Origin of the sequence: Actinoallomurus sp. CA-150999 (genome assembly GCF_050942425.1) — a bacterium.
GTDB lineage: Bacteria > Actinomycetota > Actinomycetes > Streptosporangiales > Streptosporangiaceae > Actinoallomurus.
In genome coordinates this window covers 1618847-1637567 of record NZ_CP192063.1, presented here as the reverse complement: position 1 = coordinate 1637567, position 18721 = coordinate 1618847, and the positions used below count along the sequence as shown (strand labels likewise).

The 18721-nt window shown below is 66.0% G+C and carries 15 protein-coding genes and 1 pseudogene; 8 read left to right on the top strand and 8 right to left on the bottom strand.

All coding sequences use genetic code 11. The features are described 5' to 3' along the window. From ACQP2O_RS07770 to ACQP2O_RS07760, 3 genes are read left to right on the top strand one after another with little or no spacing between them, the layout of a single operon-like run. Positions 1–498, top strand: a complete 498-nt coding sequence (locus ACQP2O_RS07770) for a hypothetical protein (protein ID WP_433181249.1) — start codon at positions 1–3, stop codon at positions 496–498. After that, the gene (locus ACQP2O_RS07765) at positions 498–4319 is read left to right on the top strand and encodes an RHS repeat-associated core domain-containing protein (RefSeq protein WP_433181247.1); all 3822 of its coding nucleotides are present in this window, start codon (positions 498–500) and stop codon (positions 4317–4319) included. The genes ACQP2O_RS07770 and ACQP2O_RS07765 overlap by 1 nt, the downstream gene beginning before the upstream one ends. A 25-nt stretch (positions 4320–4344) precedes the next feature. Further along, positions 4345–5169, top strand: a complete 825-nt coding sequence (locus ACQP2O_RS07760; protein ID WP_433181245.1) for a PP2C family protein-serine/threonine phosphatase — start codon at positions 4345–4347, stop codon at positions 5167–5169. A 61-nt stretch (positions 5170–5230) separates the two neighbouring features. Here the strand turns inward: ACQP2O_RS07760 and ACQP2O_RS07755 are convergent, their stop codons facing one another. The 5 genes from ACQP2O_RS07755 to ACQP2O_RS07735 all read right to left on the bottom strand — a co-directional run bounded on the left by ACQP2O_RS07755 (position 5231) and on the right by ACQP2O_RS07735 (position 9196). After that, positions 5231–6292 (bottom strand): S8 family serine peptidase, encoded by a 1062-nt coding sequence (locus ACQP2O_RS07755; RefSeq protein WP_433181243.1) that lies wholly within the window; start codon positions 6290–6292, stop codon positions 5231–5233. A gap of 125 nt (positions 6293–6417) precedes the next feature. Continuing rightward, positions 6418–7665 (bottom strand): hypothetical protein, encoded by a 1248-nt coding sequence (locus ACQP2O_RS07750; RefSeq protein ID WP_433181241.1) that lies wholly within the window; start codon positions 7663–7665, stop codon positions 6418–6420. Positions 7666–7678: 13 nt separating this feature from the next. Continuing rightward, positions 7679–8047 (bottom strand): hypothetical protein, encoded by a 369-nt coding sequence (locus ACQP2O_RS07745; RefSeq protein WP_433181240.1) that lies wholly within the window; start codon positions 8045–8047, stop codon positions 7679–7681. Continuing rightward, positions 8008–8583, bottom strand: coding sequence for a hypothetical protein (locus tag ACQP2O_RS07740; RefSeq protein WP_433181238.1), 576 nt, complete (start codon positions 8581–8583; stop codon positions 8008–8010). Before ACQP2O_RS07740 ends, ACQP2O_RS07745 begins: the two co-directional genes overlap by 40 nt. A gap of 226 nt (positions 8584–8809) precedes the next feature. Next, positions 8810–9196: a hypothetical protein gene (locus tag ACQP2O_RS07735; RefSeq protein ID WP_433181236.1), complete on the bottom strand. Its 387-nt coding sequence runs from the start codon at positions 9194–9196 to the stop codon at positions 8810–8812. 4 nt (positions 9197–9200) lie between these two features. Here ACQP2O_RS07735 and ACQP2O_RS07730 point away from each other — a divergent pair. The 4 genes and pseudogenes from ACQP2O_RS07730 to ACQP2O_RS07715 form a co-directional block, all read left to right on the top strand. Next, a pseudogene (locus ACQP2O_RS07730) lies at positions 9201–9515 on the top strand (succinate dehydrogenase/fumarate reductase iron-sulfur subunit); the annotation flags it as partial. A gap of 187 nt (positions 9516–9702) precedes the next feature. Further along, positions 9703–10272 carry a DUF4282 domain-containing protein gene (locus ACQP2O_RS07725; RefSeq protein WP_433181234.1) on the top strand — a complete coding sequence of 190 codons (570 nt, stop codon included), beginning with the start codon at positions 9703–9705 and terminating at the stop codon, positions 10270–10272. Positions 10273–10342: 70 nt separating this feature from the next. Then, the gene (locus tag ACQP2O_RS07720) at positions 10343–12718 is read left to right on the top strand and encodes a serine/threonine-protein kinase (protein WP_433181233.1); all 2376 of its coding nucleotides are present in this window, start codon (positions 10343–10345) and stop codon (positions 12716–12718) included. After that, the gene (locus ACQP2O_RS07715) at positions 12715–13947 is read left to right on the top strand and encodes a response regulator receiver protein (protein WP_433181231.1); all 1233 of its coding nucleotides are present in this window, start codon (positions 12715–12717) and stop codon (positions 13945–13947) included. The genes ACQP2O_RS07720 and ACQP2O_RS07715 overlap by 4 nt, the downstream gene beginning before the upstream one ends. Before the next feature lie 44 nt (positions 13948–13991). Here ACQP2O_RS07715 and typA read toward each other — a convergent pair whose 3' ends face one another. After that, entirely contained in the window at positions 13992–15848 is a 1857-nt protein-coding gene (typA, locus tag ACQP2O_RS07710) for a translational GTPase TypA (RefSeq protein WP_433181229.1), read from the bottom strand. Between the two features lie 311 nt (positions 15849–16159). Here typA and ACQP2O_RS07705 point away from each other — a divergent pair, with 311 nt between their 5' ends. Further along, complete coding sequence (locus ACQP2O_RS07705) at positions 16160–18037, top strand: serine/threonine-protein kinase (protein ID WP_433181227.1); 1878 nt, start codon at positions 16160–16162, stop codon at positions 18035–18037. Here ACQP2O_RS07705 and ACQP2O_RS07700 read toward each other — a convergent pair. Both ACQP2O_RS07700 and ACQP2O_RS07695 read right to left on the bottom strand, forming a co-directional pair. Beyond that, positions 18032–18331, bottom strand: a complete 300-nt coding sequence (locus ACQP2O_RS07700) for an MTH1187 family thiamine-binding protein (RefSeq protein WP_433181225.1) — start codon at positions 18329–18331, stop codon at positions 18032–18034. The genes ACQP2O_RS07705 and ACQP2O_RS07700 overlap by 6 nt on opposite strands. Continuing rightward, positions 18328–18720: a (deoxy)nucleoside triphosphate pyrophosphohydrolase gene (locus ACQP2O_RS07695; protein ID WP_433181223.1), complete on the bottom strand. Its 393-nt coding sequence runs from the start codon at positions 18718–18720 to the stop codon at positions 18328–18330. The genes ACQP2O_RS07700 and ACQP2O_RS07695 overlap by 4 nt, the downstream gene beginning before the upstream one ends. Between the last annotated feature and the right edge of the window lies 1 nt (position 18721).

The window sequence follows — 18721 nt, the reverse complement described above, 5'->3', positions numbered from 1 at the left end:
ATGGGACTGACGCTTCCGGGGCAATTGGAAACGCTGCTGAATGATCTGGGATTCACCTGGCCGGAGATCGATGAGGAACGGCTGCTCTCTCTCGGGCATTCATGGTCGGCATACGGCAGCCGGTTGCAGCAGATCAGCCGGGATGCGCAAAGCGCCGCCGAGGAGGTGTGGTCGGGTAACAGCGGGCCGGCGGTTGAAAGGTTCAAGAGCCGTTGGGAACACGAGGAGTCCCCGGCTCGGGTGTTGAGTGACGGTGCAACGGCCGCGCATGCACTGGGCGCGGTGTTGATGGTGTGCGCCGCTGTGGTCCTGGCGCTGAAGGTCAATGTGATCGTTCAGTTGTCGATCCTCCTGGCCGAGATCATCGAGGCGGTCGCGACCGCAGCGGTGACGTTCGGGGCATCGCTGTTGGAGATACCGGTGTTCAAGGAGATCCAGCAGCGGATCGTTAACGCGATCATCAACGAGGCGATCAACACGATCCTCGGGGCTACTTGATGGCTGGTGGTGAGGTCGAGTCGACGATCGTCACCAAAGTCGTCCGGAAGCTGCTCGGGAAGGCCGCCAAGCGTGCCGGAGCCGAGGCGGGCGAGGAGGTGGCCAAAGACATCGCCGAAGGCGCTGGCAAACAGGCCGGGAAGAACCTCGGAAAGGACTTGGCACGCGACAGCGGGCAGGCCGCGACCGACGCTGAACGAAAGACCGCCAGATCGCTCGAGGAGGGTCGGACCGGTCAAGCCCCTGAAGCGACCACGACGACGAAGGACCCCATCAACGTCGCCACCGGTGAGGTGTCGTTCGCGCAATCGGACGTAAGCCTTCCAGGGGCGCTACCGCTGGTGTTGAGCCGAGTGCACCTATCGTCGTACCGGCAGGGTGGACTGTTCGGTATCTCCTGGGCTTCGATGCTGGACCAGCGGCTGGAGGTGGCGGCGGACGCAATCCGCTATGCGGCGGCTGACGGGACGATCCGTACCTATCCACGGGCGTTTTCCTCGGGAACGTCATTGCCCCCCACTAGCGGGCCGGCGCGGCTACTGACCTGGCTTGGAGCGGATGGGTATGCAATCGATGACCCACGGTCGGGGCAGCGGTTCCATTTTCGGATGCCGCGAGGAGTTCACCAGAATACGTGGCCTATCACCGCGATCAGTGATCGTAACGGCAACCAGATCGACTTCGATTACGATAGTTTTGGGGTGCTGAACGCAGTTCGGCATTCGGGTGGGTACCAGGTCGCGGTCGACACCGACGGCCCAACGGCACGCAAGCGTATACGGGCGTTGCGACTTCTCACGGAAGAGTCCAGCGAAGGCGTCGCGCTTGTACGGTATGGCTATGACCCCGACGGGAACCTCAATGAGGTCACCAACTCTTCCGGTTTGCCGTTTCGCTTCGATTATGACGACCCCGGGCGGATGACCGGCTGGACCGATCGGAATGGGCACGGGTACCACTATGAATACGACCATCGCGGTCGCGCGGTGGCGGGATACGGTACCGACGGCTACCTGAATGCCTCTTTGCGTTATGACGTGGGAGGCCGGTGGAGCGTTCTGACCGACTCCCTTGGCCAGGAGACCACCTACCAGATCAATGAGCGTGGTCAGGTCGTCGCGGAGACCAACGCGCTGGGCCACACGACCGTCTCGGAGTGGGACGAACGCGACCGGCTCATCTCGCGGACGGATCCGCTAGGACACACGGTCCGTCACTGGTACGACGAATACGGCAACCGGGCACAGGTGCAGTTTCCCGATGGCACGTATCTGCGGTCTGTGTTCGATGAGCTGAATATGCCCGTCCAGGTCACCGGCCCCGATGGCGCTATCTGGCGCTCCACCTATGACCAAGCCGGGAACCTGACCGCTGTCACCGACCCCTTGGGCGCGGTCACCCGCTACACCTATGACGGCCACGGCGGTCTCGCCTCGGTGACCGACCCGCTCGGAAACACCAGCCGGGTCGATGCAAACCCTGCCGGGCTGGCAGTGAGAGTGACCGATCCGCTAGATGCCATTACCACCTATCAGCGGGATGAGTTCGGGCGAATAGTCGCGGTGACCGATCCAGTGGGCGGGATCACCCGACTCGGCTGGAGTGTCGAAGGCCATCGCACCACCCACACCACACCGGCGGGTGGTACCGAGACGTGGGAGTACGACCCGGAAGGGAATCTGGTCACGACGGTGGACGCCGTCGGACAGGCGACTCATATCGCTTACGGGCCGTTCGACGTTCCTACCAGCCGGACGGGCCCGGACGGTATAACGTTGACGTTTGATCATGACACAGAGCTTCGGCTCATCGCCGTCACCGGTCCCCAAGGACTGACCTGGTCGTACACCTATGATCCGGCTGGGAACCTGGTACGGGAATCCGACTTTAACGGCCGGATACTCCGGTACGAGCATGATCCGACCGGGCGGCTGTCGGCGCGAGTCAACGGTGCGGGAGAGAGCATCACCTACACCCGCGACGCCCTCGGTAACGTCGTCGAAGAGCGTGCCGGTGACCGCACCACTCACTTCACCTATGACGCCGCCGGGCAGCTGACCCACGCGATCGGCCCGGACGCCGACGTGACCGTGCAGCGTGATCCGCTGGGACGGGTGCTCGCCGAAACCTGCAATGGCCGCTCCGTGACCTTCGCCTACGACTCCGCCGGCCGGCGCATCCACCGCCGCACCCCTTCCGGCGCGGAGACCGTCTGGACCTACGATCCGGTTGGCCGGCCGGTCGGTATGGCAACCGGCGGCCAGACCTTGCAGTTCACCTACGATGCCGCTGGCCGTGAGGTTAGAAGGCATATCGGCGCCGGGGCGATTCTCGACCAACGGTACGACATTGGCCACCGGCTGATCTCGCAGGCCCTGTGGGGGGCACCCACCCCGGCAACCGGTTCGCAACGCAGGCAGGACCGGCAGGATGGGCGGCTTTCGCAAAGCGAAAGCGAGCCACGGCTGCTGCAATTCCGTACGTACGGTCGCCGCCTCGATGGCCATATCACCGCGATCAACGACCGTCTCAGCGGCGGCCGCCATTACGACCTCGATCGAGTCAACCGGGCGATGACTGTCACCGCTCAAGGATGGAGCGAACGCTACGCCTACGACCAGATCGGAAGCCTCACCGCCGCCGACCTACCTGCCGGGTCCGATGACGACCTCCTGACCGCTACCACCGGCCAGTACACCTACACCGGGACACTGATCCGCCGTGCGGGACGTGTCGTCTGTGACTACGACGCCCAGGGACGGCTGATCCGCCGCCGTTATCTGGCCCTGTCGGGCCAGATTCGAGAATGGACCTACAGTTGGGCTCCTGACGACCTTCTGGTCGCCGTAGTCACTCCCGAGGGCGACTATTGGCGCTATCGCTATGACCCTCTGGGACGCCGGATCGGCAAGCAACGCCTGATCGCCAATGGAGACGGTGTCGCGGAAGAAGTCGACTTCACCTGGGACGGCCCGGCCGTCATCGAGGAAACCCGCATCGCTGAGGACCGTCCGGCCCACACCGTCACCTGGGATTACCAACCCGGCACCTTTACACCCCTTACCCAAACCGAACGTCTCCACCTTGCGGCCAACTCCCAGGAATGGGTCGACCAGCAGTTTCACGCGATCATCGCGGATCAGAACGGCATCCCGGCCGAACTCGTCGATCCCGCTGGGAATCTCAGCGGGCATAACGCAACCACTCTCTGGGGAAACCCGACAGTCGGTTCTGGCGGCACTAATTGCGCCTTGCGTTTTCCTGGCCAATATTACGATACCGAAACCGGGTATCACTACAACTATCATCGCTACTACGATCCAACCGTTGGTCGCTACATCACTCCCGATCCTCTCGGCCTCGCCGCCGGTGCGAATCACTACAGCTACGTTACGAACCCCTACGCCCTCATCGACCCCCTTGGGTTGAAGGGAGCGGAAGGGCCGCATCTTGCTTTGGGTAGAGTAAGTCCGACCGCGGACGTCGAGATCGGCGGTACGATGTACCGCGATATACCGCACCCTGACGAACTATATAATTTCGCTAGACGGATGAACGCAATTACATTCAAGCATGAAATGTTTGCCGATCTCCGTGCACAGTATCCCGGATTCGAAAACAGGAAGGCGTTTACAGAGCATCTGATCGACAGGGTTGTACGGATGAATGGGAAGATCAGCTTCAGTCTCTTGGGCGTGGATGCGAAGAAGATCCTCGCTGGAATGGAGGAGAGTTTCACGGCAGAAGAAGTGCGGTATCTTGCTAGGAATGATGCTGCTAGAGCTATAACAACCTTTTTCCATGGGGCGCCTCCGTTTTGACGAAGCCAACGATTGGAGGGGTCAGATGAACTCCCGAAAAGTGAGATTCAGTCGCGCGGCATTCTCGGAATCCGGGGCGCAGCGTGATGACAACGAAGATGCCGCATATGCAGGACCGTATCTCCTGGCCGTTGCGGATGGTTTCGCAAGTGCATTCAATGAACGAATGGCCAGTGCTGTGGCGATCGAGGCGTTGCGTGCTCTAGATTCACAGGCAAGCGGCAAGGACATCACCGCACTGAAGCGGGGGGTCAATAATGCCCATGATTGGCTAGTCGCGCTGGGCAAATATGACAAAGACTGGGCTCCATGCGGCACTACATTGACCTCTGTACTGCTTTCTGAAGACGCCATTTCTGTATCGCATATAGGTGACTCGCGTGCATATCTGTTCCGAAATGGGCGGCTTTCACTTCTTACGCAGGACCATACACTCGCCAATAAACTGATCTCCGAGGGTGAAATGACTGCGGAAGAAGCCGAGAAGGGCGGCTATGATCGCATGCTCATGCGGGTGCTCGATTGTTCTCGGGCGCTGGAGGCAGACTTCTTTCAATTGGAAGCCCAACTCGGTGACCGATACCTACTCTGCACCGACGGCGTATGGAAGGTCCTATCCTTTGATCGGCTAGAGCTACTACTCGCACAGGGTTCCAGGCCGGGAGAAGTGGCTCGAGAACTCGCTGAACAGGCGCTTGAGAAAGAATATTTTGACAATATTTCCTGTGTTGTTGCGGATATCGTTCTGTCTGACGAGTCTGAGGTTCCAGAAACGCCAATAGTTGCTGGCGCCACTCCACCGATTGCTGAACTCGACGAGCTTGCCGCGCTCGGCAGAATAACCCGTTGACCACGTGGCTTTTGATCGCTCCGGACTCATATGATCCGTTACTCCTTATAGGTGGCCGCTGCTAACCGGCGACGCGCCTCCGGAAGTAAATGCCGACCGAGACGCCTATCATGGCAACAACAAGCGCGGAAACCGCACTGTACTTGTACATCGCCGAGAGTGAATGGTGACTCTTCTCTTTCCCCTGTTGTTCATTGCTGCGCGGGGAGGCGGAGGCTCGCTGCCTGGCCATCCACTGATCTAGCCGCTGATAGACGGGGTTCGGGGAGTCGGCTCTGACGGGGAAGCCGGCGGTGTCCAATGCACGGTGAATCCGGAAGACGCCGTAGCCGGTGCGGCTGTCCGGAAGGGTGTCCGCGGTGGGATTCGCCGTCGCGATCATCCGCTGAACGACGGTCCGCGCCGACATGGTGCGATTGGTCGATCGGACTAGCGCCACCCCGGCGGCGGTCAATGCTGTGGCCTGACTCGTGCCCCATCCGTTCGGGTAGTACTTGCCGCTCGCGGCCAGCCATCCGATGTGGACACCTGGCGCGGCGACCGTGACGTAATCCTGACGCTGGGTCTTCGCCCAGGGCCTGTTGTCCGAATCCACGGCTCCGACGGCCACGACGCCGGCGCAGGCGGCCGGGTACTCGTGATCATTCAGTTCGTCGCCGGAGTTTCCGGCGGCGGCGACGACGACGATGTCGCGCCGTGCGGCATAAGCGATCGCTGCTTGGATATCGTCCGGGCAGTGGTTCGGAACCGTGTCGCCATCGAGCCCCACGGACATGCTGATGACTTGGGCGCCATGGTCGGCCGCGAAACGGATGCCGCGTACGAGCGCTGTGTGTGCGTCGGAGGTGGGCGATCCACTCACCTGTACGGGAAGAACATGGGCTTCTGGTGCGACGCCGACGAAGCCGTCAGCGCGTGGCCGCGCCGCTATCAACGCGGCCATGGCCGTACCATGGCCGTCATCCTCGTCGTCGAGATCCTTACGCCCGTCGGTGCCGGAGCCTGTGGTGTCGCCCCCCCGAAGCACGGCGTCCGCGAGTTCTGGAAGCCTGGCATTCACTCCGGTGTCGAGAACGGCGACGGTGACTCCGTCCCCCCTGGTGACCGGCCAGATCTTCGACATCCCCCAACTGTCCAACCACCATTCATCGGAGCGCGAGCCGGCCGCACTTCCGATGGGGGCTGGCCCAATGATGAGCATCGCTGACAGGATCGACGTTGCCGTCACCGGTCGGCAAAGTCGGCGCATTAAAGATCGAGATCTTCTTCGTAGAAGTCTAGGTCTTCGTCCGGTTCGACCTTGTGTGTCGCCGGCGGTCGGCTGATCAGTTCAGGGACCTCCGCAATGTCGCTTGGCCGCCATGTGTCTTCGTCCTCGGACATCCAGGTGGTCCGCTGGCGCTCTTTCTTGTCACCAGCCGCGCCGCCGGACGGGACCATGCCGACCTGGCCCGCAGCTCCTCGTTGGAGGTTACGAGCAGCTGCCGCCTCCGAAGCAGCTGCGGATTCCGCTCCGCCGATCCCGCGACCGCCGACCGATGGCCGCGAAGATGCCGCTCCGGGTCCGGATGAGTAACCCGGCCCGGCGATGCCGGGCGAGAACACGTCCCTGCCGGGGCCGGTTCCCCCTGCCAGCGGACCACGGGAAATCCCCGGATCCGGCGTCAGACCGCTGCGCGGGTCAGGAGGCATCGGCGTCCCGCCCCCCGGTTGGAGCCCCGACAGCTGAGTGCCGTTTCCGTGTGCGCCCGGGCCGGTGCCGTCACCGGGAGTCGGCATTTTCGGCACGTGCGGGTGGGGGAGGCTTCCTCCGCCAGGGAGCTTTCCGCCGCCGCCTCCGACTCCGTGGCTCGGTGAGCCTGGAGGAGCACCGCCGGGTGCACCTGGTCCATGCGTCGGGATGTTCCCGTGGTCCCCTCGCTTCAAGCCCGTCGGGAGCGTCACGGAATACCACTTAGGTATAGCCGTGTACGCGGCCGAGATCGTGCCATTATGCTCGCTGAGCTTGTTGGCCGCCGCCTCATCCGCACTCCCCATGCCGAATTGAGGGGTGAGGGAAAAGCCTCCCCCTGGGCGTACTCCCGTGATCTGGACCGGCGTGGCGTTCTTCTTTATCTGGCGCCACTCGGAAGAACTGAAGTAGGCCTTCAGCTTCGGCAGATCGGTCGTGCCGTGCTGCGTCAGTGCGGTACCGACCCTCTTGCTGGCCTCACCGATCTCTTTGGCCGACACGTACAGTTGCTGTAGCTGGGTCTGAGCCGCAGCCGCAGACGGCTCGCCGTTCCAGACCTCCGCGAGGTCTTGGGCGGTGCGGTACAGGAGGTCGAGGGACTCGTGTAGGCCATCGCCGAAGCTGGTGAACGCCTTGCCGCTGGCCGCCACGCGCCCCGGCCTCGTCGCCTTGGCCCAGTTCTCGATCGTTTGCGCGTCATACTGAACGTCGCCCACCCTGGGCGCGGGGGCCTGAACTTCCGCGCTCTTTACCTCAGACGGCACCAGAGGCTCCTATCTAATAGTTGAGTGGCTTCGGCGCCCCGTCTGACGTGGCAGCGGCCGGATTGGCATCGGGGTGGTCTATGGCGCCTTCGATCTTCCGAATCGATGTGGTGGTTTCCCACTCCGCGTCGTCGTAGGCCTGGGCCGTCTGGTTGATCCGAGCGATGAGGCTCGCGTGCGCGTTCACGTGCGCGTCGAACAGTTGGCGCAGGGCCGCGTGCGCCTCTTGGTGCGTCGTGTGCAGGTCATTGGCGGCCTGCCACTGTCCGATATCGGCCGCGCTCAGGTTCCCGGCCCGATGGAGATGACGCGCGAGCTTTTCATAGCGTTCGAGCTCTCGCTCTAGCCGACGGGCCAGCTCGCGCAGCTTCTCCCGGTGCACGGACGGGCTGATCTTCTCCTTGCCGCCGCCTGGCCATGACGGTCCGTATGCGACCGGCCGGGCGAGTATCGGGCCCAAGTCGCTCGGCCCGGATCCCGGATTGGATGACGACGGAGGGTCAAGTGACGGAAGGTGCGGAGTCGCGTTTGAATCCTTTGGATGCGCCATCGCATCGGCCCCCTGATGCTTCTGACCATGTCAAGGAATGTAAAGTTAGCGTAAGCCTGCGTGACGTACAACCGCCTAGAAATCGGGCGAGCGCTGCAGATGAAGTGGACGTCGCCGAACGCCCCGGCCTCCTCGAACGACGTGCCGAACCGCAGCTTGCCGGAGTCGAGCGCGTTGGTGAGCAGCTCGCGCAGGCCGGGTTCGAAGAACGGCACCTCGCCGGACGCTAGCTTGGCGATCTTCTTCTTTTCGACGTCCACGCCGAGGACCTCGAACCCCAGGGCGGCCCTGCAGACCGCGTGGGTGGCCCCCAGGTAGCCGGTGCCGATGACGGTGAGCCGTGGCAGCTCGGTCGGCTTGGAATCCATCGCCTTCTCCCCTTGGTTCGCGAGCACTTGCCGTTCTTGGTGAGCCGGCCGCCGCGCACCTTGTTGTCGCAGGCGACCGTGTTGCCGCCGGCCGTGTCGGCGACGCCGTCGCCGCCGTCCAGGTCGATCGTGTCGCCGCGGAAGACGTTGCCGGTGCCCCACCCCTTGAGGATCTGGCGGGTCTGGAAGCCGTCCTTCGGGGTCGTCGTCCCGGTGTTGTCCTGGATCACGTAGCCGTTGCCCTTGACGTCGGCCCAGGAGTCGTTGTCTTGTTCCCGCCGAGCGCCGCCCCCTCGAAGACGTTGCCGATGACGCGACCGCCGCTGGTGCCTTCCTTGATGTCCACGGCCTCGGTGGTCGCCCGGATGACGTTGCCGCGCACGACGTTGCCGTCGCTCTTGTCCATCCGGCCGCCGCTGACCTGGCTCCAGTTCGACCGGGCAGAGCCGAGGTAGACGCCCTCGCCGAACTTCGCCCGCCGCAGCCCGGTGTTGTAGATGCGGTTGTACTGGACCGTGTCGCCGCTGCTGAAGTTCCGCGGGTGGACGGCCTCATCGCCGATGTCGTGGACCGTGAGGCCCTGGATGATCGCGCCGCCGGATCCGTCCGCCATGACCTGCCACGTGATCCGCGACCACGAGGAGAACAAGGAGCACTTCTCGGGCCCGCGCTTCCTCATGCGGGTCGCGGAGCTGGAGATGCACCCGGCCGACGTCGCCGACCGCCGGCAGATCGCCCAGGACGACTTCGGGCTCGGCTACTGCAACATCACCAAGTGCTGCACCGAGGTCTGCCCCGAGCACATCAAGATCACCGATAACGCACTCATCCCCATGAAGGAGCGCGTCGTGGGCCGCCGCTACGACCCCCTGGTCTGGCTCGGCTCCAAGATCGGCGTCGTAAAGCGCACCAAGGAAACCCCCAAGGTCTGACCGACCGGTCTTCACTGTGCCCCGGCCTGCTGCCGGGGCGCTGACGTTTGTGGGGCGTGCTGCCACACGCCATCCGTCCTGGGTCGGGCCGTACGAGGGCCGTCGACTGACCGAATGAAGCGGACAAACGGGATCAGCACGGCCTGGTCATGTGAACTGAGACCCTCCGCGCTCTAGCCTTTGACAGGTGGAAGCCGAGGAGACCGAGATGCCCAACGCCCCCGACGATCCCGGGCACCGCCCCCCACCCCCGCGCCAGGGCGACCCCCAGCCCTATCAAGGCCCTCCTCAGCCGCCCCCTGGCGGACAGCCACCGTACGGCGCCTACGCGCCACCCCCCAACCAGCCCCCACCTCCGGCCGCCCCTTGGCAGGGCCCGCCGCCGGGTTACGGCCCCTCTCTCCAAAGCACCCAGGGATCACCGGGCTACCCGCCCCGCCGCCCCACCGACAAGGGCTTCCTCGGCGCGCTTTTCGACCTGAACTTCGACCACACCGTCACGGCAAAGCTGATCAGAATTGTATACGTCCTTTCAATACTATTGATCAGCTGTAACTCTCTAGCTGTACTTGGCATCGGTGTTTGGGTATTTCAGCTACGAAACGGCTGGTTTCTCGGGCTCGTGATCATCGGCTCCTCACCGGTTATTTGGCTGTTCCAGCTCGTCATGATTCGGATGTTCCTAGAGTTTGTGATCAACCAGTTCAAGGTCACGGAACATCTGAATGCCATACGAAGCCAGGGAGAACTGCACTGATCGAGATAGTTGGATATGGCAAGCGCGTTAAAGCCTCGGAAGCACCAACTGACGTGGCAGGGGACGGGTAGTGGCGGGCATCGAAGGGCCGTCCGAGACGCGGCGCGAGGAGTTCGAGACGCGCCGCGACACCGTTCCGTCCCAGGGCGATTCGGCCAGCCTCACCCGTCGTGACGGCGGCGCGCCCGGTCCGTCGCTCGTCCGGCTTCCCGCCGACCTCGCCGACCGCTTCACCGTCCTCGGCGAGCTCCCCGCTCAGGGGGCCGAATCCGACCTGCTGCACGTCCGCGACGCCGTGGGCGCGGAGCTCGTCGTCAAGATCTTCCGGCGGGGCTTCACGGCCGACCGTTCGGTGTGGCGGGAACTGCCTACGCTCAACTCCCCGCATGTCGTGCGCATCATCGAGACCGGGCACGCGGAGGGCCGCGACTACGAGGTCATTGAGTACGTCCCGGCGGGCAACCTACGGGTACTCGGCGCCCAACTACCTCTGGCTCTCGTCGCCGAGGCCGTCGCGCAGCTCGCGGCCGGGTTGGATCGGCTGCACGCAGCCGGGATCGTGCACCGCGACCTGAAACCGGAGAACGTTCTGGTTCGCGGAACCACGCCACTCCGTCTCGCCATCACCGACTTCGGCCTGAGCCGAGTGATCGAGCAGAGCGTCGTGTTCGCGTCCTCGTCACGCACTCTCGCGTACGCCGCACCGGAGTCGCTGTCCGGCCAGGTCTCCCCCGCCCGCGACTGGTGGTCGCTCGGCATCATCGCGCGCGAGTTGCTGAGCGGCCGTACCCCGTTCGCGGGCATGAGCGAGACGGCGGTCGTCGACCATCTCGCGACCCGCACCATCGACTGCGACGACATCGCCGATCCGCGGATGCGCCTGCTCTGTCAGGGCCTGCTGACCCGAGACCCACGTCGGCGATGGGGTGGCGAGGAGGTCAGGCAGTGGCTCGACGGGGCGAGCCCCGCGGTGGCCACGCCGACGCCGCCGGCCACATCGCCGCTCACCGCGGGCACCTCCGCGGGCGCGCTGGCCTTCGGGGGCCGGACGTACACCGACCGCGGCGAGCTGGCGCGCGCGTTGCTCGCCGACTGGGAGTCCGCGGCTCGCTACTTCTTCGGGACGATGTACACCCCTGTCGGTCCGAGTGAGGCGTGGCAGGCGCTTCGCGGCTGGCTGAACGGCTTCGACGACGATCCGGAAGGCCGCATCCGCCTCATCGACGAACGCCTGACCGGCGACCACTCGCCCGACGTCAAGCTGCTGTACCTACTGCGCTGGCTGGATCCCACCCTCGAACCCCACTTCCTCGGGCTGCGCCTGCTCCCCGACGACCTCCCGGTCCTCGCGGCCGTCGTCGACGATCAGCACCATCCGGACCACCGGACGGCGGCGAGCGTGGCCCGGGCGCTGTGGGAGCATCGACTGCTCCCGGTCCTGGCCGGCTTCGCCGGGACCGATGAACTGACCGCCATCGACCATCGCTGGCAGGGACTGGTGACGTCCTGGAACCGGCAGGCCGAGTGGCTGCGTTCCCAGCTCCCCCGATCGGCCGGCCGTCTTCCCGACGCCGGGGCGAGGGGCCTGGACGAACCCCCGGTCGTGCTGACCACCCTGCTCGCCCTCGCCGGTCGGCCCGACCAGGCGCAGGAGTCACTGGCCACGGCAGCCGGTCGGGCCCGCGAATCGGTGCGAGAACCAGTTTCTTGGTTCTCGTGGCTCTCCGATCAGGCGGGTGACGATCCTCTCCGGCTGTTCGCACTCGTGCGGACGGCGCCGGACGCGGTCCTGGAAACGGAGGCCGCTGCCCGCCGGCGATATGAATCGGAACAGCGGTCCGCCCAAGGACGCAGGCACTGGGAGGATCTCGAGCGGCAGCGTCTCGCCGGTCGTAACGCGGCGTTGATCCGTGCGATCCTCTGGACCCTCCCTCTCGCCGTCGTCTGGATCGGCGGAAGTTGGCTGACCCCACAGGTGCTGCAATCCGCGAGCGTACGCTCGACCGCGGGGACCACGGGCACCTCGTCCGATCCGACGCCGTTGCTCCTGATCGCTGCCGTGATCGCGTCGCTCGTCGACATGGCGGCCGAGGGCGTGCTGGCGATCCGTCAGGGGGGCGACTATCTTCCTCTCGGCCCATGGCTGTGGCTGTCGAAGATGCTGCGGGGAACGGGGCGGGCGCTTTCCGGGGCGTCGCGGCAGGTGTCCTCCCGAACACGACGCACCGGCCCTCAAGGCTGCGGCCTTCTGCTCGTCGTCGGCATCGTGCCGCTCCTCTTCATCGTGGTCCTTGTTTCAGCTCTTCTCTCGATCGCCTGGCTCCTGTGGCTGGCGGTCCTCGTCGTCGTACCGCTCGCGCACGTGGTCATGACCGGGATACGGATGCAGCGATGGCGTCAGCACCATGAACAAGCTCGTGAGCAGGCCATGGGAGGACGACTGTGAGCAGCGGTGTCGAGGCGGACATCGCCCTGGACGCGGCGGTGATCGCGTCTCTCGGGCTCGTGCGGGTGATGGGGGGTGCGGCCGGTCTGGCGGCGGCCGGGGCAGGCGCGCTCGCCGCTCTCGCGGAGGGGCGTGCCGAAGTCCGGGCGCAAGAGCTGCAGGAGGCACAGGAGCTGGAGAAGGCGGTGGGTGAGGCGCTGGATCGGACCGCCCGGATCGCCGCGCTGGCGCAAGCGGCTCGCCGTCACGGCGTGGCCGTCGAGCTCCCTGTTCCAGTCGAGTTCTCCGGCCGGTCCGCCGAGGAGCTCGCCGCATGGATCACCGAGGCCGACGCACGGATCGCGGTGGCCGAGGAGTCGCTGGCGGAGGCGATCGCCGAGGCGGCCACCGGACGGATCTTCGACGCCGTCTCGTCGTCGATCCGGGCGAAGCCGGTGGACGGCCGGTCGGCGGCCGCTCCTCTTCCCACGGCGTCCCCGGCCGATCTCACCCGTCTCCTCAAACGGCTGGCGCCGGACGCCACCGATGAGGATCGGCGGGCCGTTACCGAGGCCGCGGAACAGGCCGCGGACGCGTCCACCGTGTCAGAGGCCGAAGGGCGGCTCACCGAGGTCCGTATTCGTATCCAGGAGGCCAACGAACGGGCTCGTGAGCGCCGTGACGGCAGGGCCGCCGCGCTGCGGTTCCTCCGCGAGCTGGAGGCGCATCCAGCGGCGGAGGACGTACGGGTCCGGCTCCGCGAGGTCGCGGACGGTGTGCGTCTCTTCGACGAGGAGCTGCGGGCCGAGGCCGTTCGTCTCGTCGAGGACGTTCAGCGGCAGGCCGAGCAGGAGTACGTCGCCACGGTGCTGCGCGAAGCGTTCGGCGCGCTGGGCTACGAGGTCGGCGACGGCTTCGAGACGCTCACCGCTCAGGACGGCGAAGCGGTGCTCACGCGAGGCGACTGGCCGCAGCACGCCGTCAAGGTCCGCGTCGACGAAGCACGGCAGGTAAGGATGGCGTTGCTGCGCACCGAACCGGCGGAGAGCGACGAGCAGCGTCGTCTCGACGTCGAACGGGAGGAGCAGTGGTGCGCCTCCTTCGACGAGGCGCGCCGGCGTCTGGCCGAGGCGGGCATCAACGCCGACGTGCGCTGGCGGATCGAGCCGGGGACGCAGCGTCTGCCCGTGGCACAGCGTCAGCGGTCAAGCCGCCAGCAGAACGAACGCCGTCGCGAACTCGGCAAGTGACCGGGCGGACGTCATCCGTCCACTCGGTCACCTGTCGTGGCGGCTCACGCCTGGCCGCGCTTGGCGCGGGCGCGGGTGCGCTCACGCTCCTTCGAGTCGAGGATGACCTTGCGGAGGCGGATCGCGCTCGGGGTGAGCTCGACGCACTCGTCGTCCGCGACGAACTCCAGTGCGGCCTCCAGGCTGAGGACGCGCGGCGGGGTGAGCCGCTCGAACGTCTCCGCCGTCGAGGACCGGATGTTCGTCTTCTGCTTCTCCTTGGTGATGTTGACGTCCATGTCGTCGGCGCGGGAGTTCTCCCCGACGATCATGCCTTCGTACACCTCGGTGCCGGGCTCGACGAACAGGGAGCCGCGCTCCTGCAGGTTGAACATGGCGTACGCGGTGGCGGCACCGGTGCGGTCGGAGACCAGCGAGCCGGTCGGGCGGGTGCGCAGCTCGCCGAACCAGGGCTCGTACCCCTCGAAGACCTGGTGCGCGATGCCCGTGCCACGGGTCTCGGTGAGGAACTCGGTGCGGAATCCGATCAGGCCACGAGCCGGGACGATGAACTCCATCCGGATCCAGCCGGTGCCGTGGTTGGTCATCTGCTCCATGCGGCCCTTGCGGACGGCGAGCAGCTGGGTGATCGCGCCGAGGTACTCCTCGGGGGCGTCGACGGTGAGGTGCTCGACGGGCTCGTGCAGCTTTCCGTCGATCTCCTTGGTGACGACGCGGGGCTTGCCGATGGTGAGCTCGTAGCCCTCTCGGCGCATGGTCTCGACCAGGATGGCCAGCGCGAGCTCGCCGCGGCCCTGGACCTCCCAGGAGTCGGGGCGGTCGGTCGGCAGCACGCGGATGGAGACGTTGCCGATGAGCTCGCGGTCGAGCCGGTCCTTGACCAGCCGCGCGGTGACCTTGGTGCCCTTCTCTCGACCCGCCAGCGGGCCGGTGTTCGTACCGAGGGTCATCGAGATCGCCGGCTCGTCGACCGTGATGAACGGGAGCGGCCGCGGGTCGTCGGGGTCGGCGAGCGTGTCACCGATCATGATGTCCGGGATGCCGGCGATGGCGATGATGTCGCCCGGACCGGCCTGCTCGGCCGGCTTGCGCTCGAGCGCCTCCGTCATCATCAGCTCGGTGATCTTGACGCGCTCGATGGTGCCGTCGTGCTTGCACCAGGCGACCTGCTGACCCTTCTTGATCGTCCCGGCGTGCACCCGGCACAGCGCGATACGGCCGAGATAGGAGCTGGCGTCGAGGTTGGTCACGTGCGCCTGCAGCGGCGTGCTCGGGTCGTACGCCGGCGCGGGGATCGTCTCCCGGATGACCTGGAACAGCGGCTCGAGGTCCTCGGCGTCCGGCAGGCCGCCGTCCTCCGGCTTGTTGAGGCTGGCCCGCCCGGCCTTCGCCGAGGCGTACACGATCGGGAAGTCGATCTGGTCCTCGGACGCGTCGAGGTCCATGAACAGCTCGTACGTCTCGTCGACCACTTCGGAGATGCGGGCGTCCGGCCGGTCGACCTTGTTGACCACGAGGATGACCGGCAGCTTGCCGGCAAGGGCCTTGCGCAGGACGAAGCGGGTCTGCGGCAGCGGACCCTCGGAGGCGTCGACGAGGAGGACCACACCGTCGACCATCGACAGGCCGCGCTCGACCTCGCCGCCGAAGTCGGCGTGGCCCGGGGTGTCGATGATGTTGATCGTCATGCCACCGTGCAGCACGGCGGTGTTCTTCGCGAGAATGGTGATGCCCTTCTCGCGTTCGAGGTCGTTGGAGTCCATGACCCGCTCGTCGACGTCCTGGTTCTCACGGAACGCGCCGGACTGCCAGAGCATGGCGTCAACGAGCGTTGTCTTGCCGTGGTCGACGTGGGCGACGATCGCAACGTTACGGAGATCGTCCCGAGTGGCGATGGGCATGCGTGCGGGTCTCGCTTCGTGGTGTGGGAGTCGCCGCGGGATCCGCGCGGCAATCTCATTCTACTTGGCCCGCCGAGGCCCCCGATCGCGCCGCCGTCCGGCCCGTACGAGGACACGGACGCTGCGCGAGCGCACATCTTTTGATCCGTTCGGCCGCGATGGCAACCAGAGCACCGGGTCTCGCGTCGAATCATGGGTGGGACGCCTCGATCCTGGCCGGAGCATTCACCGAGGCGTCCCGCCCTGTTTGATCTTGCACGCCGCTGCTATCGCGCCCCATGATGGGCCGTCCGCGAGAGCGAGGAGCGTACGTGAGCCACTGGACGGTGCCGGGCTACACCGAACTCGGCGAGCTCGGCTCCGGTGGCTTCGGACGGGTCGTACTGGCCCGCCACGACGATTCCGGCACCATCGTCGCCATCAAGTACCTGGACGCCGAACGGCTTGGCGGCGAGGCCTTCTTGACCTCGTTCCGGGACGAGGCACGCACGCTGGCCACCCTGGACAGCCCTTACGTCACCCGGCTCTACGAATACGTCGAGGGACAGGACCACGCGGCGATCGTCATGGAAGCGGTCGACGGCGCGTCCCTCCGCGCGGTGCTGGACGCTCACGGCCTCGCGGGGCCAGAGGCGGCCCTGTCGGTGCTCAGGGGTTCTCTGCTCGGACTCGCCGCGGCTCATGCCGCCTCGGTCGTGCACCGCGACTACAAGCCCGCGAACGTCCTGGTCGGGCAGGACGGCCAGAGCAAGGTCTCCGACTTCGGGATCGCCGTGTGGTCGGGGGAATCCGGTCGGCCGGCCGGCACGCCCTCGTACATGGCGCCGGAGCAGTGGGAAGGCGGACCGGCCGGTCCCGCGACCGATGTCTACGCAGCGACCTGCGTCTTCTTCGAGTGCGTCACGGGCCATCGGCCGTACGACGGTGATCAGGCGGCGCTGCGACGTCAGCACGTGACCGCACCGATTCCGCTCGACGACCTTCCCGAGCCGGTGCGGCCGTTGGTCATGCGCGGTATGGCGAAGGACCCGGCCGATCGGCCACCGGGAGCGCTCGAGTTCGTGGCCGAGCTGGAGGCCGCGGCCAGGGAGGCGTACGGCCCTGATTGGGAGCGCAACGGCTGGAGACGCCTCGCCGAGGCCGTCGCGGGCCTGGCCGCGCTGCTGCCCTTCGCCCTCCTTCTCGGCACCGCCCCAGGCGGCGTCGGCGCGGGCGGCGGTGGAGCGGGAAGCGGAGCAGGCTCGGCGGGGACGGGAACCGGTGCCGGCGCGGGTGGCAGCACAAGTGCGGGAGGCGCCGGCGGGGCTGGCGGAACCGCCGGTCGTACGGTGGGCAGGACTCTCCTCGGCAAGACCGGCGCCAAGGTCGGCGTCGGTGCCATCGGGGCGATCATCGTGGGGATCGCAGGCACCGCCGCTCTGCTGCATCAAGGCAAGCACCATGAGAAGCGCCCCGCGCCGGTGGCCGTTCGGAAACCGTTCACCATCTCGTACGCCTCCATGGAGCGGACGTACACGCACCCGGCGATGACGGTCGAGGGCAGATACGTCCACGTCGCCGGACTTCGGGACCCGGCCATCGAGCAGGCGGTCAACCAGGTGCTACGGCTCCCTCTCGATCAGGAACTGAAGAGATATGAGATCGCTCGTGAATCCAGCGTCCCGACCTCCGACCATCCGACGGTGACGACGAAGGTGGAGCTGGGCCTGCGGGGCCCCCGGCTGATTGCCGCCCGGTACGCCTTCCTCCCCCACGATGCGCCTCTCACCCCTTTCGACCTGACCACCACGCGAGCCGTAGTGGTCGATCTGGCCACTGGACGACGATTGAAGGCTCGGGACATCCTCCGCGACACCGTCTTCGACAAGTCCGGGCTGAAAGATCTCGAAGGGCGGATCGACAAGGCCGCACCCGGTGGCGCGCTGTGCAATGGCGACCCGAAGATCGATCCGAGCCATGTCAGCGCCACCACCATCGATGATGATGACAAGGACAAGCGCGCGTTGGACCTGATGCCCACCCGAGACGGGATCGAGTTCGACGTCACGCCGCCGATGCTGGGATATGCGTACTCGTGCGTCGAGACGGTGATCACGGTTCCCTACGCCAGGATCTCCGACCTCGTTCGGCCCGAGATTCTGACGCTCATCCGCACGTCGTCCGCAGAGCCGGCGCCTTCACCTTCATGAGGTCTCACCCAAGTGCCGTTCGACCGCCTCGACCTTCGTGGTCAGGCCGTCGACGATTCCCTCCCGGATGTCCGCTTTCAGGACGAGGCTGACCCTCGGGCTGCGGGCAGCGACCGCGTCGACGGCGCGCTTCACCACGTCCATCACCTCGTCCCACTCGCCCTCGACACTGGTGAACATGGCATCGGTCCGGTTGGGCAGTCCACTCTCCCGGACGACCCGCACCGCTTCGGCGACGTACTCTCCCACGGACTCGCCCACCCCGAGCGGGGTGATCGAAAAGGCGACGATCATCCAGATTCCTTCAGGTGTCTGCGCACGGCCTCGACCACGGGCAGGTCGGCCGGCAGCCAGGGTACGTCGAACAGCTCGGCCTCGGTCAGCCAGCGAAGCTCGGAATGCTCGCGAGCCTCGGGCTCGCCGCGCACGAGCGAGGCGGTCCAGACGCTCATCACCATTCCGTTGTGAAGCGGACAGTCTTCACCGATCCGCTCGCCGACCGCTATGTCGATCCCCAACTCTTCACGGCATTCCCGGACGAGAGCGTCCTGCTCGGTCTCTCCCGTCTCGAGCTTCCCGCCCGGAAACTCCCATCCACCGGCCAGTTCCGGCGGCTCGGCGCGGCGAGCCGCCAGAAGCCGACTCCGGTGAATGATCGCTGCTCCCACTACGAGGCGCGGCATC